Origin of the sequence: Bacteroides graminisolvens DSM 19988 = JCM 15093 (assembly GCF_000428125.1) — a bacterium.
Taxonomy (GTDB): domain Bacteria; phylum Bacteroidota; class Bacteroidia; order Bacteroidales; family Bacteroidaceae; genus Bacteroides; species Bacteroides graminisolvens.
On the sequence record NZ_ATZI01000001.1, the window covers coordinates 740,328 to 765,224 of the forward strand.

At 41.3% G+C, this 24,897-nt stretch carries 19 protein-coding genes and 1 tRNA gene; 7 read left to right on the forward strand and 13 right to left on the reverse strand.

The window, feature by feature from the left end; genetic code table 11:
- Position 1 precedes the first annotated feature (1 nt).
- Together C511_RS0103185 and alaS are read right to left on the reverse strand one after the other, a co-directional pair.
- Entirely contained in the window at positions 2–1,600 is a 1,599-nt protein-coding gene (locus tag C511_RS0103185) for an aspartate:alanine exchanger family transporter (RefSeq protein WP_024995874.1), read from the reverse strand.
- Between the two features lie 178 nt (positions 1,601–1,778).
- The gene (alaS, locus tag C511_RS0103190; protein WP_024995875.1) at positions 1,779–4,397 is read right to left on the reverse strand and encodes an alanine--tRNA ligase; all 2,619 of its coding nucleotides are present in this window, start codon (positions 4,395–4,397) and stop codon (positions 1,779–1,781) included.
- 158 nt (positions 4,398–4,555) lie between these two features.
- Between alaS and C511_RS0103195 the strand changes: the two genes are divergently transcribed.
- Together C511_RS0103195 and C511_RS0103200 are read left to right on the forward strand one after the other, a co-directional pair.
- Positions 4,556–5,524 carry a M23 family metallopeptidase gene (locus C511_RS0103195; protein ID WP_024995876.1) on the forward strand — a complete coding sequence of 323 codons (969 nt, stop codon included), beginning with the start codon at positions 4,556–4,558 and terminating at the stop codon, positions 5,522–5,524.
- A 25-nt stretch (positions 5,525–5,549) separates the two neighbouring features.
- Positions 5,550–5,894, forward strand: coding sequence for a MerR family transcriptional regulator (locus tag C511_RS0103200; protein ID WP_024995877.1), 345 nt, complete (start codon positions 5,550–5,552; stop codon positions 5,892–5,894).
- Positions 5,895–5,909: 15 nt separating this feature from the next.
- Here the strand turns inward: C511_RS0103200 and C511_RS0103205 are convergent, their stop codons facing one another.
- The 5 genes from C511_RS0103205 to C511_RS0103225 all read right to left on the reverse strand — a co-directional run bounded on the left by C511_RS0103205 (position 5,910) and on the right by C511_RS0103225 (position 12,096).
- A complete protein-coding gene (locus C511_RS0103205; RefSeq protein ID WP_024995878.1) occupies positions 5,910–8,150 on the reverse strand; it encodes a RelA/SpoT family protein in 2,241 nt (746 codons plus the stop codon).
- Positions 8,151–8,334: 184 nt separating this feature from the next.
- Positions 8,335–9,657 carry a lytic transglycosylase domain-containing protein gene (locus C511_RS0103210; protein ID WP_024995879.1) on the reverse strand — a complete coding sequence of 441 codons (1,323 nt, stop codon included), beginning with the start codon at positions 9,655–9,657 and terminating at the stop codon, positions 8,335–8,337.
- Between the two features lie 11 nt (positions 9,658–9,668).
- Positions 9,669–10,436 carry a DUF5683 domain-containing protein gene (locus C511_RS0103215; protein ID WP_027317813.1) on the reverse strand — a complete coding sequence of 256 codons (768 nt, stop codon included), beginning with the start codon at positions 10,434–10,436 and terminating at the stop codon, positions 9,669–9,671.
- Positions 10,437–11,324 carry a ParB/RepB/Spo0J family partition protein gene (locus C511_RS0103220; protein ID WP_024995880.1) on the reverse strand — a complete coding sequence of 296 codons (888 nt, stop codon included), beginning with the start codon at positions 11,322–11,324 and terminating at the stop codon, positions 10,437–10,439. It abuts the gene before it with no gap.
- 1 nt (position 11,325) lies between these two features.
- Positions 11,326–12,096, reverse strand: coding sequence for a ParA family protein (locus tag C511_RS0103225; RefSeq protein ID WP_024995881.1), 771 nt, complete (start codon positions 12,094–12,096; stop codon positions 11,326–11,328).
- 355 nt (positions 12,097–12,451) lie between these two features.
- On the opposite strand from C511_RS0103225, the gene surE reads away from it, so the two are divergent.
- Together surE and lpxB are read left to right on the forward strand one after the other, a co-directional pair.
- Positions 12,452–13,225, forward strand: coding sequence for a 5'/3'-nucleotidase SurE (surE, locus tag C511_RS0103230; RefSeq protein ID WP_027317814.1), 774 nt, complete (start codon positions 12,452–12,454; stop codon positions 13,223–13,225).
- A 26-nt stretch (positions 13,226–13,251) separates the two neighbouring features.
- On the forward strand, positions 13,252–14,391 hold the full coding sequence (lpxB, locus tag C511_RS0103235) for a lipid-A-disaccharide synthase (protein WP_024995882.1): 1,140 nt from the start codon (positions 13,252–13,254) through the stop codon (positions 14,389–14,391).
- A 68-nt stretch (positions 14,392–14,459) separates the two neighbouring features.
- Here the strand turns inward: lpxB and C511_RS0103240 are convergent, their stop codons facing one another.
- Genes C511_RS0103240 through rsfS form a run of 3 tightly spaced genes read right to left on the reverse strand, consistent with a single transcriptional unit; the run spans position 14,460 to position 17,685 of the window.
- On the reverse strand, positions 14,460–15,302 hold the full coding sequence (locus C511_RS0103240; protein ID WP_024995883.1) for a phosphatidate cytidylyltransferase: 843 nt from the start codon (positions 15,300–15,302) through the stop codon (positions 14,460–14,462).
- 11 nt (positions 15,303–15,313) lie between these two features.
- Positions 15,314–17,317 carry an ATP-dependent zinc metalloprotease FtsH gene (ftsH, locus tag C511_RS0103245; protein WP_027317815.1) on the reverse strand — a complete coding sequence of 668 codons (2,004 nt, stop codon included), beginning with the start codon at positions 17,315–17,317 and terminating at the stop codon, positions 15,314–15,316.
- 8 nt (positions 17,318–17,325) lie between these two features.
- Entirely contained in the window at positions 17,326–17,685 is a 360-nt protein-coding gene (gene rsfS, locus C511_RS0103250) for a ribosome silencing factor (protein WP_024995885.1), read from the reverse strand.
- Positions 17,686–17,953: 268 nt separating this feature from the next.
- Between rsfS and C511_RS0103255 the strand changes: the two genes are divergently transcribed.
- Positions 17,954–18,024, forward strand: a tRNA-Gln gene (locus C511_RS0103255).
- A 129-nt stretch (positions 18,025–18,153) separates the two neighbouring features.
- On the opposite strand, the gene C511_RS0103260 is transcribed toward C511_RS0103255, so the two are convergent.
- The 3 genes from C511_RS0103260 to rsmA all read right to left on the reverse strand — a co-directional run bounded on the left by C511_RS0103260 (position 18,154) and on the right by rsmA (position 22,303).
- Positions 18,154–20,001, reverse strand: a complete 1,848-nt coding sequence (locus tag C511_RS0103260; RefSeq protein WP_024995886.1) for a DUF349 domain-containing protein — start codon at positions 19,999–20,001, stop codon at positions 18,154–18,156.
- Between the two features lie 115 nt (positions 20,002–20,116).
- Positions 20,117–21,457: a magnesium transporter gene (gene mgtE, locus C511_RS0103265; RefSeq protein WP_024995887.1), complete on the reverse strand. Its 1,341-nt coding sequence runs from the start codon at positions 21,455–21,457 to the stop codon at positions 20,117–20,119.
- A 42-nt stretch (positions 21,458–21,499) separates the two neighbouring features.
- A complete protein-coding gene (gene rsmA / locus C511_RS0103270; RefSeq protein WP_027317816.1) occupies positions 21,500–22,303 on the reverse strand; it encodes a 16S rRNA (adenine(1518)-N(6)/adenine(1519)-N(6))-dimethyltransferase RsmA in 804 nt (267 codons plus the stop codon).
- 101 nt (positions 22,304–22,404) lie between these two features.
- Between rsmA and C511_RS0103275 the strand changes: the two genes are divergently transcribed.
- The gene (locus C511_RS0103275) at positions 22,405–23,394 is read left to right on the forward strand and encodes a lysylphosphatidylglycerol synthase transmembrane domain-containing protein (protein ID WP_024995888.1); all 990 of its coding nucleotides are present in this window, start codon (positions 22,405–22,407) and stop codon (positions 23,392–23,394) included.
- Entirely contained in the window at positions 23,391–24,848 is a 1,458-nt protein-coding gene (locus C511_RS0103280) for an aminoacyl-histidine dipeptidase (protein ID WP_024995889.1), read from the forward strand. The genes C511_RS0103275 and C511_RS0103280 overlap by 4 nt, the downstream gene beginning before the upstream one ends.
- The last annotated feature ends 49 nt before the right edge of the window (positions 24,849–24,897 follow it).

Consider the following 24,897-nt stretch of genomic DNA (forward strand, 5'->3'; position numbering starts at 1 on the left):
ACTAATAAACCACATTGGCAATCAGTTGAATGAAAAGAATCAGGATAACCATGGCGATGGGGTAGACCGTGGCGTAAGCCACACTCGGTGCCGAACTGTCCGACATCGAATCGGCTGCTGCCAGTCCGGGGGTGCTGGTCATTCCTCCGGCTAAGGTTCCTATCAAGTCGAGGATATTAATTTTGAAGATAAAATGTCCAACTAATGTTGCTATAATCATGGGTAGTAAGGTGACAGCAATACCTACGCCAAACAAGGTTAAGCCACTTTCCTGAAAAGTAGAAACCAAATTAACGCCGGCCGATGTCCCTACTTCGGCTAAGAAGAGAAGCAGTCCCAGTTGGCGCAACAATTGATTGCCTGCACCCGACATGGTCCATACTATGGGACCTGTTTTGCCGATGGCACTCAGAATCAAGGCAACCATCAAGATGCCTCCCGTTAGGCCGAAAGAGAAGCTGAATGAATCGGAAAAGGAGAGGCTCAGCTTGCCGAATAAAATGCCTAAAACAATGCCGGCGGCAATGGGGAAGAAGTCTGTATCCGACAATCGTTTCTCATCGTTACCAATGAAATGTCCCAGTTGTTTTACGCTTTCACGTTCTCCGGCTACCATCAGTTTATCGCCGAATTTGAGTACCAGATTTGGTTCCGGAGAAAGATCAATACCGCTTCGGCGAACTCGTGTCACGGTGCAGCCAAATGTTCCTTGAAGATTTAAGAAACCTAGTGTATTGTTGATTATTTCTTTATTTGTAAGCAACAAAGATTGTAGCTCCTGTGTAGTTCCCAATGGCAAGTCAATATCAACGCGTTCGCCCATTAATATGGCAAGTTGTTCCAGCGACTGCTCATTGCCCACGGCCTTAATCAGATCGCCTTCCAGCAAAACGGTTGAGGCTACCGGAATAATGGTTTTGTTGCCGCTTTTGACTCTGGACACAACAGCTCCCGTCATGCTGCGTACGTTGAGTTGTGCCAGACTTTTGCCGAATACATTGGCATTGCTTACGCGGAATGAAGCCGTTGATAGTTTGGGATGCATATCTCTTCTTTGTTCCTCCACCAATTGTGCTTCTTTTTGTATGTCAATCCGCATCATTTTCGGAAGTAGTTTAATGAATAGAATAACACCGATAACTCCAAAAGGATAAGCAATTCCGTAGGCAATGGAAGCCGCGGGCGAATTGGTCGTATCAATGGCTACCGCCAGTCCCGGGGTACTGGTCAGCGCACCGGAAATAAGTCCCACGACACTAGGCGTATCAATATCTAGGATATATTTAGCGATAACAGCTATTAATGATGCTGATCCCACCAATATAGAGGTGAGTATGATTAAGGTTTTACCTTTGGAGCGAAACGACTGAAAGAAACCCGGTCCGGCTTGTATACCGATGGTAAAGATGAACAGTACCAAACCGATATTTCCCAATTCTTTGGGAATGACTACTCCCAAATGACCGAATAAAAGAGCGATAAAGATGACCGCCGATACATCCAGCGAAAGTCCCATAATTTTAACTCTGCCCAGCATAAAGCCCAGTGCAATAATTAAAAAGAGTGAGAAGTAAGATGATTGAAGAAGTGTTTCGAGCATAATTGTAGAATCTTAGATTATGTTGTGGACAAAGATAATACTTTTATGCCTGATAATAAAATTTATTGCCGTCCTGTGGAAATTAGTAAAGCAAAAAAGGGGCTATCCTACTTCCAGGACAGCCCCTCATTGTGTTACACAAGCCTAAATAACTTCGGCTATTCAAATACCGAATATATTAAATGCCGGCTAGCTCTATCACTTTATCAACAGCTGCATGCAAACCGTCAACGTTCTTGCCTCCTGCCGTAGCGAAATGGGCTTGTCCGCCGCCACCGCCCTGAATAAGCTTCGCAGCATCTTTAACCAGCTTACCGGCATTGAGTCCGCCGGCTACCAGGTTGTCGCTGAGCATAACGGTAAGCAACGGCTTCTGAGCGTCAACAGTACCTGCAACAAAGAATAGGTTCTCTGTTATTTCACCACGCAACTGGAAGGCTATATTCTTAATGGCTTCGGCTGGTATGGGCATGCAGGTTTTTATCACTTTGATGCCGTTAATCTCTTGGATGTTCTTCAGAAGGGTTTGCTTGATCTGAGCTTCTTTCTCTTTCATAAACTCATCGACTTGCTTCTTCAATCCGGCATTTTCGTCAATGTACTTTCTGATGGCATTAGCCAGATCGGGAGCATTGTTGAAAAGGGCTTTCAAATCGGTCAGCGTATCTTGAATGGTGTCAAGCATCTCTTCCACACGTGCACCGGTATAGGCCTCTATACGGCGTACACCTGCTGCTACTGAGCTTTCTGATACGATCTTCATCATGCCGATGTGACCGGTTGCCTTCACGTGTGTGCCTCCGCAGAACTCTACGGACTTGCCAAATTGAATGACGCGCACTTCATCACCGTATTTTTCACCGAAAAGGGCAATGGCGCCCAGCTCTTTGGCTTCGGCTATGGGGATGTTGCGGTATTCTGTTAACGGTATGTTCTGACGTATTTTGGCATTTACCAGGTGTTCTACTTCGCGAATTTCTTTATCGGTTACTTTCTGGAAGTGTGAGAAGTCAAAACGCAACGAATCCGGAGTGACCAAGGAGCCTTTTTGCTCTACGTGGTCGCCCAATACTTCACGCAATGCTTCATCGAGCAGGTGGGTTGCCGAGTGGTTGGCTGCACAAGCTGCACGCTTATCGGTATCAACACATGCCATCATGGGAGCATCTAGTTGCTCGGGCAGTTTTTTGGCAATGTGTACCGGCAGGTTGTTTTCTTTCTTGGTATCTATTATTTCAAGGGTTTCGAACTCACTTACTATCACACCGGTATCTCCTACCTGACCTCCGCTCTCTGCATAGAATGGGGTGTAGTCAAGCACCAACTGGTACAGGGTTTGGCTTTTTTGTTTTACCTGACGATAGCGCAGAATGGATACTTCGTACTCGGTGTAATCATAACCAACAAATGTGGTGGTTCCTTCTTTGAGCACAATCCAGTCGCCCGTTTCAACGGCTGCTGCATTACGGGCTCTCTCTTTTTGCTTCTGCATTTCGGCATGGAACTCTTCAATATCCGGAGTCATTCCATTTTCTCTCAGAATGAGCTCGGTGAGGTCAAGCGGAAATCCAAACGTGTCATATAGGGTAAACACGTCTTTACCATTAATCACGTTTTGACCTGCGGCCTTGGCATCGCTCATCGTTTTATCGAGCAAACGAATACCTGTTTCCAACGTACGAAGGAAGGATTCTTCTTCTTCTTTGATTACTTTCTCAATCAGTCCTTTTTGTGACACCAACTCGGGGTAGGCATCGCCCATGTTGCTGATAAGCACGGGTAAGAGCTTGTACATGAACGCTTGCTTCTGATTGAGGAAGGTATATCCGTAACGCACCGCGCGTCTCAGAATGCGGCGGATTACGTATCCGGCTTTGGCATTCGAGGGCAGCTGTCCGTCTGTTATGGAGAATGAAATGGTACGTATGTGGTCGGCAATAACGCGCATGGCAATGTCGCTTTGCGCATCGGCTCCGTACTGGATTCCTGCCATTTGGGCTATTTCTTTAATAATGGGCTGGAAAACATCGGTATCATAGTTTGATGTTTTCTGTTGCAGAGCCATGCAAAGGCGTTCGAAGCCCATACCGGTGTCTATCACTTTGGCAGGGAGGCCTTCCAGACTACCGTCGGCTTTGCGGTTGTATTGCATGAAAACAAGGTTCCATATTTCAATAACCTGCGGATGGCTTTGGTTAACAAGTGTCAGTCCGCTAACTGCCTCACGCTCGGCATCACTACGCAAGTCGATATGAATCTCCGAACAGGGACCGCAGGGACCGGTATCACCCATCTCCCAGAAGTTATCGTGCTTGTTTCCGTTGATAATTCTGTCGGCCGGCAGAAATTGTCCCCAGATAGCAGCGGCTTCATTGTCGCGCTCCAGATTTTCCTGCGGATTGCCTTCGAATACAGTTGCATACAAACGATTAGGATCCAGCTTCAATACTTCAACCAAGTATTCCCAGGCCCACTCTATGGCATCTTTCTTGAAATAGTCTCCAAATGACCAGTTACCTAGCATCTCAAACATGGTGTGATGGTAGGTATCATGACCTACTTCTTCCAAGTCGTTATGCTTACCACTTACACGAAGACATTTCTGTGAATCGGCTACTCTCTTATACTTTGCCGGATGATTACCTAAAATAATATCTTTAAATTGGTTCATCCCCGCATTCGTAAACATGAGCGTAGGGTCATCTTTAATCACCATTGGAGCCGAAGGAACAATTTGATGTCCTTTCGATTCGAAAAAATTCTTGAATGATTCTCTAATCTCTTTTGCAGTTAACATACTATTTATTCGCTTATATTATTCAGATTCATCAATCGCCTCAAATATATTGATCTATGCAACTTGGAATCTTTGAGGTTAATATTCTAAAAAAAGATGTGCAAAGATAGCTCGTTTTATTATTTTTGCCCTATTATTACGTGAAATATTTTTGCCTGATGCGTAAAGTTTACTATATTTATAACCCACGGACACAGACGTATGACCGCATTTATCCCACCGTTCGTCAACGAGCTTTGAGTATAGCCCGCAGACTTTTTATTGGTATGGGACTGGGTGCGGGCGCTTTTATTCTTTTACTTATCATTTTTGGATCACCGTCTGAAAAGGAGCTTAGAATGGAGAACAGTCAGCTCACTGCGCAGTATCATGTGCTTTCAAAAAGATTGGATGAAGCGCTGGGGGTCATGCAGGATATTCAACAACGTGATGATAATCTTTACCGGGTTATTTTTCAGGCTGATCCTATTTCCGAGGTGATAAGGAAGGCTGGCTACGGTGGAACCAATCGCTATGAAGAGCTAATGGAAATGGCGAATGCTGAACTGGTGGTGAGTACAACAAAGAAAATGGACCTTCTGCGCAGACAACTTTATGTGCAGTCACGCTCTTTTGATGATGTGGTTGCCATGTGCAAGAATCATGATGAGATGTTAAAGTGTATTCCTGCCATTCAACCGGTGGCTAACAAGAAACTGCGGCAGACGGCATCGGGATATGGGGTGCGCATTGATCCGATTTATGGTAGTGCTAAGTTTCACGGGGGAATGGATTTCTCGGCTCATCCGGGAACGGATGTGTACGCAACGGGCGACGGGGTAGTCGTTAAAATGGGCTGGGATGGTGCTTATGGTAATACAATTATTATTGATCACGGTTTCGGATACAAAACAGTGTATGCACACCTGAAAGATTTTAGGACGAAGCTCCGTAAGAAAGTGGTAAGAGGTGAAGTGATTGGGGGTGTGGGTAGTACAGGAAGAAGTACGGGGCCGCATTTGCACTATGAGGTGCATGTAAAAGGCCAAAGAGTGAATCCGGTCAACTATTACTTCATGGATTTAAGTGCTGAAGATTATGACAAAATGATTCAAATAGCAGCGAATCATGGTAAAGTATTTGATTAAATTAATTAGTTAGCTTTTAATGAATATGGCTCTTAATACGAATAAAGAATTGAAATTATATTATTCAATTAGCGAGGTTGCAGAGATGTTTGATGTAAACGAGTCTTTACTACGTTTTTGGGAGAAGGAATTTCCTCAGATCAAACCGCGTAAAACGTCGGGTGGCACCCGGCAGTATCGGAAGGAGGATATTGAGACCATTAAGCTCATCTATCATTTGGTGAAAGAAAAAGGAATGACTTTACCCGGAGCGCGACAAAAGTTGAAAGACAATAAAGAAAATACAATCCGCAATTTTGAGATTGTGGAGCATTTAAAATCAATAAAGGAGGAACTGTTGGCCATGAAAAAGGAGCTCGACGAGATTTAAACAGCTGTTACCCGCTTATGATTCGACACGGGTAACTGCTTTAATCTGATTGATCTTACGAAGGTTATTGCATATCTTTTTCACATCGTCAACATCGTGAACGTACAATTGAATCTTTCCTTCAAAAATGCCATCGTTCGTTTCAATGTTTAGTTTGCGGATGTTCACATTCAATTCACGTGAAATAACCTGAGTGATTTCGTTGAGCAAACCTACACTGTCAATTCCTTTAATGTAGATATAAACAAGAAAGGATAGTGCTTTGTGGGTATCCCACGTGGTAGCGATGATACGATTACCAAAGCTACTTTTTAGTTTAACAGCAACCGGGCATTGTCTTTTGTGAATGGTAATTTTTTCATTTTCATCCATGTAACCCAATACATCATCACCCGGTATTGGCTGACAACAATCGGCTATTGCATAGTTCTTTTGAATACTATCATCTGTGAGTTTGAGTATCTGTTTAGGATTAATCTTCTCTTGACTGGCTTTCTCTTCTGGACGGTCTTTGTTCTCTTTGTTGGTACCAAAAGAGAACGTCAGATATTTCTTCCAGTTGCTGGCTTTCTCTTTTAATTCATTTCTATCCGTGTCTCCTAATATAACATTCTTACTGCCAATAGCCATGTACAGATCATCAGCAGTCTTCATATTGTGAAGCTTACAGAGTTTTTCTATATTTGACTCATCCGCCTGAAGCTCTTCTTCGAGCAAGAAGTCATGTAAGATACGTTCGCCCTCCTTTTGAAAGCTCTTTTGTTCTTTCTTCAGTATAGCTGCAATTTTAGCTCTTGCTTTGGCTGTTGTAGCAAACACTTCCCATGAAGGTTGTACGCGTTGAGATTTGGAAGTCAGGATTTCAACCTGGTCACCACTCTCTAATTTATGGCTAAGGGGAACCAGTTTGTGGTTTACTTTGGCACCAATGCAATGACTTCCTAAATCTGTGTGCAACGAAAAAGCAAAATCAAGCGCGGTTGAATTTTGAGGCATGGTTTTTATTTCACCTTTAGGGGTGAATACAAATATCTCAGAAGCAAAAAGATTTAGCTTAATGGTATCAAGAAAATCGATGGCATCCGGTTGGGGGTCGTCTAGTATTTCTTTAATGGTACGCAACCATTTTTCAAGTTCCCCTTCATCTTCGCTGCCTCCTCCTTCTTTGTATTTCCAATGTGCGGCAAATCCTTGCTCGGCTACATCATTCATTCTTTCGCTACGTATCTGCACTTCAACCCATTGGCCGTTGTTTCCCATCAACGTAACATGAAGGGCCTGATAGCCATTGGCTTTGGGGTGGCTTACCCAATCGCGCAATCTGTCGGGATGCGGTTTGTATATCTTGGATATGGATACATATATGTCGAAACAGTCGTTCAATTCTTCTTCCTCATTTCGAGGATCAAAAATAATACGCACAGCGAGTAAATCAAAGATCTCTTCGAAAGGAACGTGTTTGGTTTGCATCTTGTTCCAGATGGAGTAAATGGACTTGACGCGTGCTATAATTCTATATTTAAGCCCCATTTTATCAAGTTGTACTCTGATAGGAGCGGTGAAAGATTGGAAGGCTTCTTCGCGTTCAGCGGCACTAGCTGCCAGCTTTTCTTCAATCTCCTGGTACTCTTCGGGGTGTTCGTATTTGAAACTCAGGTTTTCGAGCTCGGTCTTTATTCTGTTCAGGCCCAGCCTATTAGCCAAAGGGGCATAGATGTATAGTGTTTCTCCGGCTATTTTATATTGCTTATTGGGTAGCAAGGAACCGAGTGTTCTCATATTGTGCAAGCGGTCGGCTATTTTAATAAGAATCACCCGTATATCGTCAGACATGGTGAGAAGCAGTTTCTTGAAGTTCTCGGCTTGAGCCGATGCTTTATCACCAAAAATGCCGCCCGATATTTTTGTCAGCCCGTCAACAATATGAGCAATCTTGGGACCGAATATGTTTTCAATATCTTCAACCGTGTAATCGGTATCTTCAACCACATCATGCAGCAGTGCAGAACAGATTGATGTGGAACCTAAGCCAATTTCATTGCATACAATCTTTGCAACAGCTAACGGGTGCATAATGTAGGGCTCTCCTGATTGACGTTTTACTCCTTTATGCGCCTGATTAGCAAAATTGAATGCTTTGGTGATTACTTCAACACGCTTACGATGCTTAGTCGCCAAATAGTCATTCAGAAGTTCCTGAAATGATTGGTCAATCATCTCTTCATCAGACATCTCGTTATATATCACATTCTCCATCATGCACTTTTTTGTTCGTTGGTTTGCAAAAATAATCAAAAATCAAGAGCATACAAGCACTGTGCACCCTTTTCTTATCATATTGTAAATACAACAATATTTCCGCATATTAGGTTGATTCTACTTTCAATCTAATATGCGGAAATATAAAACTTTTTTTTCGAAAATACGATCCGACTGCCTCTTATTTATATATTTTCAAACGCTTTCCTGCAGTAATCCTATTATTTCGAATGTTATTCCATTTCCTGAGATCACTGATACGCACATTGTATCTCTCAGCAATAGTAGATAAAGTCTCTCCACTTCTTATTTTATGATACGTAGCTGTACCTCGGGGAGTTGATTTACGTACAGTAGCAGGTTCGTTTTTTACCTCGACGATCTTTCTGTCGCTGAAAAGTTCTTCAGCACGATGTTTGTAAATAGTGTCCTGGCTATCAATGAACGTGCTGACCTGATTGTAGGGCAATCTGAGGGTATATGGCTTTATGTTGCCGGGAATAATATTCTTTCTGTATTGTGGATTTAAGCTTTTAATTTGCTCCATACTGATACCGCAGATATCGGCTATTTGTTCAAAATGCAGTGCTTTCGTTACTTGCACGGTATCTGTATTAGCAGGAATATCTGTCTCCATGGGGCAGATATTATGATCACAATAATACGTCATTAAATAATTAGCGGCAATGAAAGCAGGAACATAGCCTCTGGTCTCTTTCGGCAACAAATTATAAATGCTCCAATAATCATTCTTGCCCCCTGAGCGACGTATAGCCTTATTGATATTTCCCGGTCCGCAGTTATAGGCTGCAATCACTAAATTCCAATCTTGGTATATCTCATACAAGTCTTTTAAGTATCTGGCTGCTGCCCATGTTGCTTTGATAGGATCCCTTCTTTCATCAACGAGGCTGTTAACCTCTAAACCGTATATTTTACCGGTGCCTATCATAAATTGCCATAATCCCGAAGCACCTGCACGTGACACTGCCGACGGGTTTAAAGCCGATTCGATAACGGGTAAATATTTGAGTTCCAAAGGCAGGTTATAAGCATCTAAAGCTTCTTCAAAGATAGGGATGTAAAAATTTGAAGCGCTGAGCATGAAGGATACTTGTTCGCGCAAACGTGAAGCATACATATCAATGAACTTCCTTACGACGTCATTGTAAGGCATTTCCATCACACTGGGAATCCTTGAAAGCCGGTCTACATATATGGAATCACTGAAGTACGGATTCTCTTCGGAGGTATTGCAATCCTTACCCAATTGGAGATACGTTTTAGCCTTCCAGTCATTCAGTAGACTGTCTATCGGGTAAGTCATACTTTTGGGTAAGTCAATACTTTCCTGTCTCTCTACTCCGTTGTCACGAACCACAACGTCAACGCTTTGTGCATTTAAATTCTCTGCTACGGTTACCGTAATAACCAGAAACAGAATTCTGTATACACCCCCATTAACTGTTTTGAGAAGTTCGCTTATCATGTTTTTATTCTTCATATTTACTTTTTTTAGAAACGGAAACTACATTGCAATCCGACTGATTTGCCCGCTTGAGTCCGGTTGTTAATTATAGTTGGTTCTACCTTCATGCTTAAATCCGGTGTGATGTCGAAGCTTGATAATTCTGCATCAACATAGGCATCAATGATTGACACAAGATACACGCCAATAAATGCAAAGATGCTCATATCCCGATAACGCCTATACATATCTTTCCTTTTCTTTAGTACAGATTGTAGCTGACTATCGGTATAGTTAGCATTGGGAGGCAATAAATCCAAATAACTGTTTGTATTTTCATTGTCATCCATTAAATCCATATACGCCTGTGAATAATCCTTATACATCTTATTATTCCAGCTCAACGCATAGGCACATCCGGCAAAGCCTCCGTATATAATGGGGAGTTTCCAATATTTCTTGTTGTATATCTGTCCTCCTCCCGGAAAAATAACAGCCAACCAGGTTGCTTTGCCCGAATTGGGTATCCATTGTTTTTTGTTCTTCGCAAAATTAACACTGTCATTTTTCAGGCTGTCTGCCAGTAACACCGGTGAAGACAACTTCTTAATATTGCGCTGGTTTGCTAGTGCCAAACTATCCGAGATGGCTATCGAATCATTTCTGCGAATATCCGTTTCCGAGACTTCGTTGATTGATAATCTTTTTCTTCGAGCAGCAGCTTCCTGTGCATATACGCAACCTACCCCGGTGTGCGTTAAGCAAACAAGCAGACATATTATTTTCCAGTAATATTTTTGATTCTTAATTATCATTTACTTCTTTAATGAATCAAGCTTTCCCATAATACGTTCTAGTTCTTCTTCGTTATTAAAAGGAATGCTTATTTTGCCTTTACCCTTTTCGGAGCAGGTTAATTGGACCTTCGTATTAAAGAAACCCGAAAGATGTTTTTTTAGTAAGTTGAATTCTTCCGGTAGTTTCTTTCTTTTAGGCACTATTTTTTTATTCCCACTTGTAATGGTCTCTCCTTCACTTAACGACTTAACGATTTCCTCAACCTTACGAACAGAATAAGCATGCTGAATAATCTCCTCAAACACTTTAATCTGTAGTTTAGGATCAGTCAATGTGATCAGAGCGCGTGCATGCCCCATATCTATCTGTTTGTTTTGAAGGGCCATTTGTATAGGTGCGGGCAGTTTTAACAAACGCAGGTAGTTGGCTATAGTAGTACGTTTTTTACCTACTCTTTCGCTAAGGCGTTCTTGTGTTAAGTCATATTGCTCAATCAAATGTTGATAAGCCAATGCTATTTCAACAGAGTTAAGATCTTCACGTTGAATGTTTTCTATCAATGCCATTTCCATGACATTCTCATCATCAGCGGTACGGATGTAAGCAGGTATTGATTTGAGTCCTGCTTTCAAAGAAGCGCGATAACGTCTTTCTCCGGCAATTATCTGATATTCGTCTTCGTTGATCTTACGTAGAGTGATAGGCTGAATAATTCCTATTTCTGAAATAGAGTCGGCCAGCTCACTTAATGCTGTTTCGTCGAATTCACGACGCGGCTGATTGGGATTTACGGATATTTTCGATAATTCAATTTCATTGATAGAAGAAGAACCTTCGGTTTGCACCTCATCCATAGATAGTAAGGCATCGAGTCCTCTTCCTAGCGCATTTCTTCTTTGTACCATACTATTTATTTTTGTTTTTGCTTATAAGTTCTTTTGCTAATGACAAATGGTTCTTTGCACCGGTTGATTCTGCATCATACAAAATTGTGGGCAAACCATAACTGGGTGCTTCGCTTAATTTTACGTTACGTTGAATAACCGTTTTAAAGACAAGTTCCTGAAAGTGTTTCTTCACCTCATCATATATTTGGTTAGCCTGTCGTAACCTCGAGTCATACATGGTCAATAGAAATCCTTCAATTTCTAAAGTCGGATTCAGTTTTGACTTTATAATTTTAATCGTATTAAGGAGTTTGCTGATTCCTTCCAATGCAAAATACTCTGCCTGTACCGGAATAATGACCGAATCGGCGGCTGTGAGCGCATTGATTGTAATTAATCCCAATGAAGGAGAACAATCAATCAGTATATAGTCATACTGACTCTTTAAAGGTTCTAATACCTCCTTCAATATTTTCTCTCTGTTTTTAAGATTCAACATTTCAATCTCAGCTCCAACCAGATTTATATGCGAAGATATCACTTTTAATGATTCGATCTCAGTATCATGAATGGCCTTTCTTACATCAGTCCGGTCAATTATACACTCATAGATAGTATATTCAGATTGTTTGATATCAACTCCCAATCCGGAAGAAGCATTAGCCTGCGGATCGGCATCAACAACCAAAACTCTCTTCTCAAGTGTGGCGAGCGATGCTGCAAGATTTATCGTAGTGGTCGTTTTTCCAACGCCACCTTTTTGGTTAGCCAAAGCAATTATTTTTCCCATATGCCTTTAATTTATGGCAGCGAAATAAATCATAAAAACTCAGAGAGCCTACTAAAAAAATGAAACTTTTCTCAAACTGTTGATAAAACGTTGTTTCTGTTAATAACTTCTGTTACTCACATTTTTCTTTAGTACTCATTAAGCACGCAAATATAAATATTTTAGTTGAATTAACAGTCTTTTTTTTACTCACTTGCAGAACATTAAGATTTATAAACGGCTTATACCCTTATTATTATAGATATGGGTTACTAAACCTTAATTGTAATTATCAGTAAGCAGTTATGAACCAGAGTTTCATTATTCCTATGTTTTTTGCTATTTTTGTGGTATCAATATTAAGAAAGATTTTTGAATGGAAAATAAAAGACCCCTTATTCTGGTTTCTAACGACGATGGCTTTACGGCAAAAGGTATTAGTGAGCTTATTAAGTTTCTTCGCCCCTTGGGTGAAATTGTGGTTGTAGCTCCCGATGCTCCCAGATCCGGTAGTGGTTGCGCGCTGACAGTGACCACTCCAATTCATTATCAACTGGTTCGGAAAGAGGTTGGCCTCACCGTTTATAAATGTTCGGGCACACCTGCGGATTGCATCAAATTAGCCAGAAATGCAATTCTTGAGAGAAATCCTGATTTAGTGATTGGAGGAATTAATCACGGAGATAATTCAGCTACAAGCGTTCATTACTCGGGCACTATGGGAGTGGTAATAGAAGGTTGTCTCAATGGCATTCCGTCAATCGGCTTTTCTTTGTGTAACCATCAGGCGGATGCCGATTTCTCTCCTGCCCACCGTTATGTTCAGCAAATTGTTTCGGCTGTGTTGAAAGACGGTTTGCCAGAGCTGGTTTGTTTGAATGTCAACTTCCCCGACATGCCATCTTATAAAGGAATCAAAGTGTGCGAGCAAGCCAAAGGATTTTGGCAGAAAGAGTGGGAAACATGTCCCAGAGAAAACGGGAAGAAATATTTTTGGCTTACAGGTGAATTTACCATTGTAGATTCCGACAATGTGAATAGCGATAATTGGGCCCTTAGAAACGGCTATGTGGCGGTTACGCCTACAACAGTTGATGTGACTGCATACCATTACATCAATCAGTTGAAGACAACGCTTGCTGCAGAATAATCGTTCAATAAAACAAATTGCAGATTATGAAATATTACGTAATAGCAGGAGAAGCATCCGGAGATCTGCACGCATCTCATTTAATGCGTGCACTGAAAGAACAAGATGTCCATGCAGAGTTTCGTTTTTGGGGAGGCGATTTAATGAAAGGTGAGGGAGGAGAGATCGTTAAACATTATAAAGAGCTCGCCTACATGGGTTTTGTTCCCGTTTTACTCCATTTGCCTACCATCTTGTCGAACATGAAACTGTGCAAGAAAGACATCATGCAGTGGAGTCCTGATGTTCTTATTCTGGTTGATTATCCGGGGTTCAATCTGAATATAGCCAAGTATATCCATAAAAACTCAGACATACCTGTTTATTACTATATTTCTCCTAAAATATGGGCATGGAAAGAGTATCGGATTAAAAATATAAAGCGAGATGTGAACGAACTATTTTCAATTCTTCCGTTTGAGGTAGAGTTCTTTCGCAAGCACAACTACCACATTCATTACGTTGGCAACCCTACCTTAGACGAGGTTACCTCTTTCAAATCTCATTACAGCGAAACGCAGGAAGAATTCTGCAAGCGCAATAATCTCGAGAACAAACCCATAATCGCCCTTTTGGCCGGTAGTCGTAAGCAAGAAATAAAAGACAACCTGCCCGATATGATTTCTGCAGCTTCGGCCTTTGCCGATTATCAGTTAGTGCTGGCTGGAGCACCCGGTATCCATACCTCCCATTACGAGCAATTCATTGGTGGAACCCCCGTGAAACTTGTTTCCGGGCAAACCTATCCTTTGTTGTTTCATGCCAAAGCCGCTTTGGTCACCTCGGGCACTGCCACTTTGGAGACCGCTTTATTCGATACCCCGCAAGTGGTGTGTTATCACACCCCGTTGGCCAAGTTCATCGCATTTTTAAAGAAACATTTGCTCAAGGTACGCTTTATCTCTTTGGTCAATCTCATTGCAGATAAAGAAATTGTGCGTGAACTGGTAGCAGATACCATGACCGTTGACAATATGAAAGCCGAGTTGAAAGCCATTACCAGCAATGAAGCCTACAGGCAGAATATGCTAGCCGGTTATCAAGAGGTGAATGATCAGTTAGGTGGTGCCGGAGCACCCAATCATGCCGCCCGCATTATGATTGAGTTGCTTAGTCGGAAAGGATGAATAAACTTGTAGAATGAGAAAAAATAAAGCCAGGCGAATTTGAATTCTAAACCTGGCTTTTATATTTTTTAGACTAACTCTATCAGATAAAGATAGACTACCGCAGCAGGAATCGCCATCAGTGCACTATCAAACCGATCGAGCATACCTCCATGACCGGGCAAAATTTGGCCGGAATCTTTAACTCCCAGCTGTCTCTTTAACAAAGACTCTGTTAAATCCCCCCAGGTTGCAAATACAACAACGACCAGCGAAAGTCCTATCCACTCAACGGTATTCAAAAAAGTAAAGTACGATGCCATTGCAATAGAAGATCCTATTGCGATTGTTCCGCCACCCAAAGATCCTTCCCATGATTTCTTAGGAGAAATCCGTTCAAACAAGCGATGTTTACCAAATAAGCTTCCAACACAATAGGCTCCCGTGTCATTTAGCCAGATAAATATAAAAATAGACAGAGGCAATATTGGATTGTATTCTGCACTATTTGTTAAGGAGTTAGTTTGAAACGCCAGAACATTAAGCATGGCAAAAGGCAAACCGATGTATAGCTGACTAAACATGGCGTAAGCCCAATTATTTAAAGGACTTTTTCTCTGCAAATAAAGTTCACTGATCATTAGATATATCAACAGAACTAAATAAGGAATGAAAACTTTGGCATCTGCCATGTCCATGCAATAAATCATAATGGATAGGAATAGATACATTCCCCCAAGCATACAAATGTGTTTGTTTATGTGTATGTCGGTTCCCGATTGATTAAAGAGAGTGGCAAATTCCTTGATTGTCATCATGCTGATGATCGAAAAAAGAATACCGAATGATATTGGGCTGTATAAAATACAACCCAATAATATAATAACAAAGAATACTCCTGTTATTGCTCTTTTGATAAAATTACTTTTCAATGTCTAAAAAATTAATTGCTCGCAACTTCTGCTTCCAATGGTTGGTCTGAAACCTCAGACTCGGACGATTGAACTTCAGGAACATCATTTGAATCAGTCTTCTTTTTAGATTCGGCAGCCATGATTTCTTCAGAACGTGAAGCCCATGGACGTTTACCGAATATCCGTTCTACGTCTTCTGCAAATATAACTTCTTTTTCAATAAGCAAATCTGCTAACTGATTATGTTGCGAACTATACTCAGATAAAATTTGTTTGGCTCTGTCGTACTGTTCGTTTACCATTGTTTTCACCTCGTCGTCAATCACTTCTGCCGTGCGCTCACTATAAGGTCTGTTGAACGAATATTCATCATTATTATAATAGCACAAGTTGGGCAACTTTTCACTCATGCCCAAGTACGCAGTCATGCCATACGCTTGTTTGGTAACCCGTTCCAAATCATTCATTGCACCGGTTGAAATCTTACCCACAAACAAATCTTCAGCAGCCCTTCCGCCCAATGTAGCACACATTTCGTCGAGCATTTGTTCCTTTGTAGTAATTTGTCTTTCTTCGGGCAGATACCATGCTGCACCTAACGCGCGTCCTCTGGGTACAATGGTTACTTTAATCAGAGGGTTGGCATGTTCCAACAGCCAAGACAAACTGGCGTGTCCGGCTTCATGCAGCGCAATTGTTCTACGCTCTTGCTCGGTCGTAATTTTTGTTTTCTTCTCTAATCCGCCGATAATTCTATCAACAGCATCCAGAAAATCTTGCTTATTGACAAATTTCTTGCCATGGCGTGCCGCAATAAGAGCCGCTTCGTTACATACATTGGCTATATCAGCGCCCGAAAAACCCGGAGTTTGACGCGCTAATAAATCAACATCAACAGATTCGTCTATTTTAATAGGGCGCAAGTGTACCCCAAAAACCTCTTTTCTTTCATTTAAGTCAGGCAAGTCAACATGAATCTGACGATCAAAACGTCCGGCTCTTAACAGCGCCTTGTCAAGTACATCCACCCGGTTAGTCGCAGCTAAAATGATAACGCCGCTATTGGAACCGAAACCATCCATTTCGGTGAGAAGCTGATTGAGTGTATTTTCTCTTTCGTCATTGCCTCCCATGCTTGGGTTTTTACCTCTGGCTCTACCTACAGCATCAATTTCGTCAATAAACACAATACAAGGAGCTTTCTCTTTGGCCTGTTTGAAAAGATCTCTAACTCGTGAAGCACCTACGCCAACGAACATTTCAACGAAATCTGATCCTGCCAACGAGAAAAAAGGAACGTCAGCTTCCCCTGCAACAGCTTTAGCCAATAACGTTTTACCCGTACCCGGAGGGCCTACCAACAATGCGCCCTTAGGTATTTTTCCTCCTAAATCAGTATATTTTTGCGGTTCTCTCAGAAACTCCACAATTTCCTCTACTTCTTGTTTGGCTTCAGCAAGACCGGCCACATCTTTAAACGTCACCTTAATAGATCCGCCTTTTTCAAAAAGTTGTGCTTTTGATTTTCCAACGCTAAACACATTACCGGCAGATCCGCCGCCACCACTCATTCTTCTCATAAAGAACATCCACAAACCTATCAGGAATACGATAGGGAGTACGTTCCAAAGAATAACACTGAAGTAATCCTTTTTCTTCTCGTAACTAACGGCACCGTCGAAATGCGCTTCATCCCTTTCTTTTTGCAGAAACTCGCCCAAGCTTTCTCTGGATGGAGCTTCCGTTGTAATCATGGGGTTCTTACCAACGCGATTGGAATCCTGTTTGAATACATCTTTCACAAAATAAGGCTTGATATAAGCTTCTACGGAATTGTCATCATAGCCAATTACCTTACTGACATAGCCGCTTTTCACGTATTGCTGAAACTGATCATACGAAGTTTCTTTGTTGACTGAGCCGCTTTCATTGGTAAAGTACAGTCCCAAAAGCATCAATGCAATAATCATATACATCCAGCTCATGTTAAAGCGGGGCATATTTACTTTATTAGGTTTCTTTTTGTTCTCCATATTGTTAATTAGTCAATATCTGGGATGTTAATAAGTTGAGCGTCAGCCCACAAGTGCTCCAAGTTGTAGAAATTTCTGGCTTCCGGTAAGAAAACATGAACCAACACATCAGCGTAATCCATCGCTACCCACTCTGCGTTATTCAATCCGTCAACAGCAGAAGGCTTAACATTCGCTCCTTTACGGGCAAACTCTTTGACCGAGTCAACAATTGCACCAACCTGACTAGGGGAGTTTCCCTGGCAAATAACAAAATAGTTGCATATAGTATCTCTGATTCCCGTTAAATCAGCAATAACAATATTCTTACCTTTTTTTTCTTGAATTCCCTCTTTAATTTTTTCTAATAATAATTTGGTTTCGTTCATTTATCAATGAATTTAATATTTTGTTTCTATTTTGTAACTATAACAAGAAATACACAATCTTTGTTTTGCATCGAAATCTCGATATATTTTACAAATATACACCGAATTATAATATGAATGAAGATAGGCTGCTATTTCTCCTCTTTTTTTTGTGTTTTTTTAGGGATAATGAGGGCTATAACCTATTTTTTTTCTTATCGAAAAGAAGAAAAAAAAGCTAAATAGCTTTGAATATACAAATATTTTCTATCTTTGCACCCGAAATGATTGGGCTATGGTGTAATGGTAACACTTCAGATTCTGGTCCTGACTTTCCAGGTTCGAATCCTGGTAGCCCAACTAAAAAAAGCAAAGACGTATTTTAACGTTCTTTGCTTTTTTATTTGATATAAACAAGAGTAAAGATTGTAATTCCATAAAAAAAAGGATGACTAGCCTAATGCCTGTCATCCTTTCTTTTTTTATATTTTATTCTTCATGTTGAAGTGATTCGTCAATCATTTTAATTTTCTGTAATACCACTTCTAAATCCGTTTTCAACTTATCAACTTTACGGTTAATTTCGGTGAGTAAGCTATTTCCCTTTTGAGAAGATGAGCTTAAAAAACCCAAGTTGTTTTCGTAGGTCAATAGTTCATTTTTCATGTTTTCGTATTGACGAGAAAGTTTCTCTCTTTCTCTATACAAAGACTGATTACCTCCTTGCATTGAGTTGATAGCAAATTTGAAGTTATTCAGTTTCTTATTAGACGCATTTGTATTCAGGTTGTCAAAGATACCATCTACAGCAGTATGATATTGCTTGTATATTTTATCTTTCTCTTTGAAAGGAACATGTCCTATAGAGTTCCATTCCTGCATCAAATCACGCAATTTCTTTTCTGCGTCTTCAGTATTCTCAGTGCCCTTTAATTCTGCCAATTGATTGATAATTGCTCTTTTCTTCTCCAAGTTTTCAACTTCTTCCGAGCGTTGAGAAGAAGTGGCTTTCATCTTCTGCTCAAAAAAATAATCACATGCAGAAATGAAACGATTCCAAATCATATCAGAATGTTTTTTGGATACGGGTCCTATAGCCTTCCACTCTTTTTGCAATTTAGCTAAAGCGTCAGCCGTTTCTTTCCAATCGGTGCTATCTTTCAAAGCTTCGGCTTTTTCGCATAAAACCTTTTTCTTTTCAAGATTTTGCACCATATTATCTTTCAGTTGCTTGTAAAACTCGCTCTTCTTTTTAAAGAAGTCATCACAAGATTTTCTGAATCTCTCAAATATTTTGACGTTCATCTTTTGAGGAGCAAAACCAATGGTTTTCCATTTATTTTGAAGTGCAATAACCTCCTGCGTCTTGTTCTCCCATCCGGCAAACGTTGTCAGTTCGTTATATTCAATGGCCTCAACAATTTCGCAAATCACTGTTTTCTGGTCAAGGTTGTGTTGTTCAACCTCCTTTAATTCCTCAAAGTGTTGCTGATGATTTCTATTAACTACGGTAGACGCAGCTTTGAACCGAGCCCATATTTCATCACGAAGTTCTCTCGAAACAGGTCCTGTATCCCTGAATTCCTGATGTAATTTTTGCAGCTGATGGAACGCTGAAACAACATCCGATTCTTCTGTTAGCCTTTCAGCAGCTTCGCACAAACGAGTTTTTATTTCCAGATTCTTCTTAAAATCATAATCGCGAAACTCATTGTTTAGCTTCAGAATATCATAAAACTTTTCAACATACAGTTGATACGTTTTCCATATTTCATTGGCTTTAGCTTGCGGAACCTGTTTTATTTCGTTCCATTCCTGCTGAAGTTTCTTGAAATCGTTATATGATTTGTTAGCATTATCGGGTGATTCGGTCAACTCTTTCAGCTTGTCTAATATACCAAGCTTAAGTGTCAGATTATGCTCTTTTTGTTTTTCTACCTCAGCGAGTAAAGAGTTCCTTTTTTCTTTGATAACAGACATGACATTCTTGAACTCATTTTCAAGTTCATCGTTTTGTGGCACAAAGTCTTCTTCCTTGCCACCATTATCAACAAACTCTTTTTTGAGTGCTTCTAACTCTATATTATGTAATTTATAGAATGATTGTTTGAGCGTGTCAAGTTCAAGTTTACTTGCATTTTCAGGATCTTTTGCTAAATCATTCAGACGTTTAAGCACGCTTTCTTTGGTTGGTTTCTCAACCGGTTCACTTTGCTTTTCCAATGTAGTATCAGTCGTTGCATCTTCAGCAGTTTTATCAGATACCTCGGTTACATCTTTTATTTCCTCGGGATCGCCTTGATTTAAAGGCAGATTAGTGTCATGAGAGTCCATCATTGTATATTTCATTTAGGAACAGGATTTTACCCTATGGTTACATTACGACACAAATTAATGAAATAAAACAATCACTTCATACTTTTTTGAGATATTTTTTTGTTGCAGCCCGATTTTATGATAAAAGAACAGTGATTCCCATGTACAACATCATGCCAATGATGTCATTGGTTATGGAGATGAAAGGCCCGGTTGCAATAGCCGGATCTATTTTGAGTTTCTCCAACGTCATGGGTACAAACGTACCGAAGATTGATGCAAACATAACCACTGCAAACAAACTGATAGAAACCGAATAGGTCACCGTGGCAGTTGCTCCGAAGCGAATGAAGTTATACAAATAAACCAACAATGAAATGATGGTGGCATTGATAGAGGCAACTACTGTTTCTTTTAATATTTGTTTAAATGTATCTTTGGTATCGAGCGAACTGTTGGCCAATCCTTGTACAACCAATGCTGACGATTGAGTTCCCACATTTCCCCCCGTACCTCCAATTAGAGGAATGTATAATGCCATCTCCGGGTGAGCAGCAAAGGTAGTACCAAAGTTTCCAAGTATCATGGAATTCCCAATACCACCCAACATGCCGATAAGTAGCCACGGAAGTCGCGCGGTTGTTTGCCGCAACACATTATCGTCCGTTTCCACATCCTGAGAAAGTCCGGAAGCCAACTGATAATCACGTTCTGACTGTTCACGTACCTCGTCCATAACGTCGTCAACAGTAATTTGTCCCACCAATCGCCCTATGCTATCGACAACAGGAACAGCCACCAAGTCATACTTTTCAATCGTCTGAACCACATCGTCTATCGCCGTGTCAACCCTTACAGAGATAGGGTCTTTTTTCATAACGTGTTTCACTTTGGAGACAGAAGGCGATGTTATCATCTTCTTCAGTGGAAATACCCCCCTGAGACGTTCATCGTCATCAATGACATACACGTAATATATTTCATCCAAGTCTTCAGCCTGTTGCCTCATCTCTTTGAGACATTCGGGCATACTCCAGTTTTCGTTAACGGTAACCATTTCGGTACCCATCAATCCACCGGCCGTATCCTTGTCATATTTAAGCAGATCGACAATATCACCCGCCTGCTCAATATCTTCAATGTGCGACAGAATTTCTTCCTGTTTATCTTCATCCAGATCACGCATGATGTCGACAGCATCATCCGTATCCATGTAATCAACAAACCTTTTGGCAATGGTTTCAGAAGGCAGAATTTCAAGAAACTCCTTACGAGCCTCCTCGTCCATTTCAATTAATACATCGGCAGCCGTTTCGTTATCGAGCAACCGATAAATAAAACGCGCATTGTCAAGGCTCAGTTCGTTGCATAACTCGGCAATGTCGGCCGGATGAAGACCGAGTAACGATTCCCTTACCTGATCAGCCTCTTTCTGTTCAATAAGAGATTTTACTTTATCAATGTATTCCTCGTTCACGCTTGCTTGAATTACTACTTTTGATAAACAAGTTTTCTTTGCTTAATGTTGTTGGCTGTTCATTAAAACCAACTCATTTTCAACCATATTGGTTAATTCAACAAACTGTTGTACGGAAAGTTGTTCTGGACGTTTGTTGAATATTTCATCTTGCAAAATCGAGCTTTCCTTCCCTAGAATGGGTTTTATGGAGTTACGTAACGTTTTGCGTCGTTGGTTGAAAGTCGTTTTAACCACTTGTTTGAAAAGTTTTTCATTGCATCCCAAATCGCGGGTTTGGTTTCTGGTCATTCTGACAACAGCACTTTTCACTTTGGGAGGCGGATTAAAGACATGTTCGCTCACGGTGAACAGATACTCCACCTCGTACCAAGCCTGTATCAGAACGCTTAATATACCATAAGTCTTACTTCCCGGTCCGGCAGCAATTCGTTCGGCCACCTCTTTTTGAATCATACCGGTACAACAAGGAATCAACTCCTTGTTATCTAGCATTTTAAAGAAAATCTGGCTGGATATATTATAAGGATAATTGCCCGTCAGGACAAACGGATTCCCATCAAAAGTTCTGTTGAGGTTCATTTTCAGAAAATCATCTTCAATGATGTGATCTTCCAAACTGGGGAATGCTTCGCGCAGGTATGCTACCGATTCATAATCAACCTCCACAACTTTTACAGTTCGTTCTTTCTTTACCAGAAACTGGGTCAACACTCCCATTCCCGGTCCTACTTCAAGAATAGGAAGTTCCGGTTGTGAATCAACTGTGTCGGCAATGTCTTGCGCTACTTTTAAATCTTTCAAAAAATGTTGTCCTAAGAACTTTTTGGGTTTGACTAATCTCATTCCTTCACATTTTAATGTTTATTCATACCGGGTTTGCAGATAAGTACTATCTTTGCAGCCGACAAAGGTAATTCTTTTAAATGAAGAATTGAAAGCTAAGAATGAATAAACTGATAAAAAAGAGCCTGAAGCTGATTTTACCGCTTCTTTTGGGAGGGTTCATACTCTTCTGGGTATACCGTGATTTTGATTTTGCCAGAGCAGGTAATGTACTAATTTTTGAAATGAACTGGTGGTGGATGCTCGTTTCTCTTATATTCGGCGTATTCAGTCATGTTTTTCGTGGCTGGCGCTGGAAACAAACCTTAGCACCGTTGGGAGCCTATCCCAAGACAAGCAACTGCGTTAATGCCATCTTTATTTCTTACGCAGCCAATTTGGTTTTGCCAAGAGTAGGCGAAGTGTCACGTTGCGGTGTACTGTCTAAATATGACGGAGTATCCTTTTCCAAATCGTTGGGTACTGTTGTTACGGAGCGGCTCATTGACTCTTTATGTGTTATTTTGATTACCGCTGTAACCTTCATGCTCCAGCTCCCTGTTTTCAAACGTTTTTTTGAAGAAACAGGTACCAATATGGATTCCATCGGAGAACTTTTTACCTCCGTGCATTTGTATATCATACTTTTTTGTCTCATAGGAATTGCCGTTTTGTTATACTATCTGGTACGCACCCTTTCTTTTTTTGAGAAAGTAAAAGGCATCGTTCTCAATGTATGGGAAGGTATTCTGTCTTTGCGACATGTAAAAAACATCCCATTATTCATTCTTTATACCTTTTTGATTTGGTTTTGCTACTTCATGCAATTCTATGTAGCCTTTTACTGCTTTGACTTTACCGCCGATTTAGGTATTCTGGCAGGACTGGTTATGTTTGTGGGCGGTAGCTTTGCCGTTATTGTTCCCACCCCCAACGGAGCCGGACCGTGGCATTTCGCCGTTATTTCCATGATGATGCTTTACGGAGTCGATGCCACAAATGCGGGAATATTTGCCTTGTTAGTACATGGTATTCAAACTTTTTTAGTAGTTTTGTTAGGAGTATATGGTATGGCGGCTTTGCCGTTTACAAATAAAAAGCAAAACGTATGAAAACAATTCAGTCATTAGCGCCACAAAACGTGTGGAAGCATTTCTATTCATTGACTCAAATACCCCGTCCTTCGGGTTACATGCAGCCCGTAACAGATTTCTTGCTCAACTTCGGTAAGAAGTTAGGTTTGGAATCATTTACTGACGAGGTAGGCAATGTTATTATTCGCAAACCGGCTACAGCCGGAATGGAGAACAGAAAAGGAGTCATTCTTCAGGCCCACATGGACATGGTGCCTCAGAAGAATAACGACACCGTTCATGATTTTGAGAAAGACCCCATTGAAACCTATGTTGACGGCGACTGGCTACGCGCTCGCGGCACCACATTGGGAGCCGACAACGGTTTGGGAGTAGCAGCCATACTTGCCATTTTGGAAGACAACACTCTGAAACACGGTCCACTGGAAGCACTTATCACCAAAGACGAAGAAACCGGCATGTACGGTGCATTCGGTTTGAAAGCCGGCACCTTGCAGGGTACCATTCTGCTGAATCTTGACTCCGAAGACGAAGGTGAATTATACATCGGTTGCGCCGGAGGTATGGATGTTACCGCCAGTCTGGAGTACAAAGAAGTAACTCCCGAAGAAGGAGATGTAGCCGTTAAAGTGACTTTAAAAGGTCTCAGAGGCGGTCATTCCGGTTTGGAAATCAATGAAGGCCGTGCCAATGCCAATAAATTACTGGTACGCTTCCTCCGCGAAGCCGTTGCCAGCTACGAAGCCCGTTTAGCTAGCTGGGAAGGTGGAAATATGCGCAACGCCATTCCTCGCGAAGCCCATGCGGTAGTTACTATCCCAGCCGAAAACGAAGAAGAACTTCTGGAGCTGGTCAAATACTGCGAAGACCTCTTTAACGAAGAATATTCAGTTATCGAAACCCCAATAAGCTTCACCGCCGAGCGTGTTGAACTACCACAAGGAGAAGTACCCGAGGAAATTCAAGACAACCTTATTGGAGCTATCTTTGCTTGTCAAAACGGCGTGATGCGTATGATTCCTTCCGTACCCGATACGGTGGAAACCTCTTCCAACCTGGCTATTATTAGCATTAAAGACGGGAAAGCCGAAGTGAAAATACTTGCCCGTAGCTCTAGTGACAGCATGAAAGAGTATCTCGTTACCAGCTTGGAGTCATGTTTCTCCATCGCAGGAATGAAGGTGGTGCTTTCCGGTGGTTATTCCGGTTGGCAACCCGATGTTGACTCCCCTATTCTTCATGCGATGAAAGCTTCTTACCAACAGCAGTTTGGTGTAGAGCCGGCGGTAAAAGTGATTCATGCCGGACTTGAGTGTGGCATTATTGGGGCTAACGTGCCGGGGCTCGACATGATTTCTTTTGGTCCTACATTGCGCTCACCTCATTCACCTGACGAAAGAGCTTATATTCCTTCTGTTCCCAAGTTCTATGAGTTCTTGGTAGCCACTTTGGAACAAGTACCTTTGAAGTAAGAAGGAGATAAATTATAACATAAATAGGAGGAAAGCTGCGTTGTTTTCC

Coding starts and splice junctions, on each gene's coding strand:
- C511_RS0103195 (WP_024995876.1), top strand. CDS start 4,556: ATGCGTAAAGTTTACTATATTTATAACCCACGGACACAGACGTATGAC.
- C511_RS0103185 (WP_024995874.1), bottom strand. CDS start 1,600: ATGCTCGAAACACTTCTTCAATCATCTTACTTCTCACTCTTTTTAATT.
- ftsH (WP_027317815.1), bottom strand. CDS start 17,317: ATGGAGAACAAAAAGAAACCTAATAAAGTAAATATGCCCCGCTTTAAC.
- surE (WP_027317814.1), top strand. CDS start 12,452: ATGGAAAATAAAAGACCCCTTATTCTGGTTTCTAACGACGATGGCTTT.
- C511_RS0103280 (WP_024995889.1), top strand. CDS start 23,391: ATGAAAACAATTCAGTCATTAGCGCCACAAAACGTGTGGAAGCATTTC.
- lpxB (WP_024995882.1), top strand. CDS start 13,252: ATGAAATATTACGTAATAGCAGGAGAAGCATCCGGAGATCTGCACGCA.
- C511_RS0103225 (WP_024995881.1), bottom strand. CDS start 12,096: ATGGGAAAAATAATTGCTTTGGCTAACCAAAAAGGTGGCGTTGGAAAA.
- C511_RS0103205 (WP_024995878.1), bottom strand. CDS start 8,150: ATGGAGAATGTGATATATAACGAGATGTCTGATGAAGAGATGATTGAC.
- C511_RS0103260 (WP_024995886.1), bottom strand. CDS start 20,001: ATGATGGACTCTCATGACACTAATCTGCCTTTAAATCAAGGCGATCCC.
- rsmA (WP_027317816.1), bottom strand. CDS start 22,303: ATGAGATTAGTCAAACCCAAAAAGTTCTTAGGACAACATTTTTTGAAA.
- C511_RS0103215 (WP_027317813.1), bottom strand. CDS start 10,436: ATGATAATTAAGAATCAAAAATATTACTGGAAAATAATATGTCTGCTT.
- C511_RS0103275 (WP_024995888.1), top strand. CDS start 22,405: ATGAATAAACTGATAAAAAAGAGCCTGAAGCTGATTTTACCGCTTCTT.
- rsfS (WP_024995885.1), bottom strand. CDS start 17,685: ATGAACGAAACCAAATTATTATTAGAAAAAATTAAAGAGGGAATTCAA.
- C511_RS0103200 (WP_024995877.1), top strand. CDS start 5,550: ATGGCTCTTAATACGAATAAAGAATTGAAATTATATTATTCAATTAGC.
- alaS (WP_024995875.1), bottom strand. CDS start 4,397: ATGTTAACTGCAAAAGAGATTAGAGAATCATTCAAGAATTTTTTCGAA.
- C511_RS0103210 (WP_024995879.1), bottom strand. CDS start 9,657: ATGAAGAATAAAAACATGATAAGCGAACTTCTCAAAACAGTTAATGGG.
- C511_RS0103220 (WP_024995880.1), bottom strand. CDS start 11,324: ATGGTACAAAGAAGAAATGCGCTAGGAAGAGGACTCGATGCCTTACTA.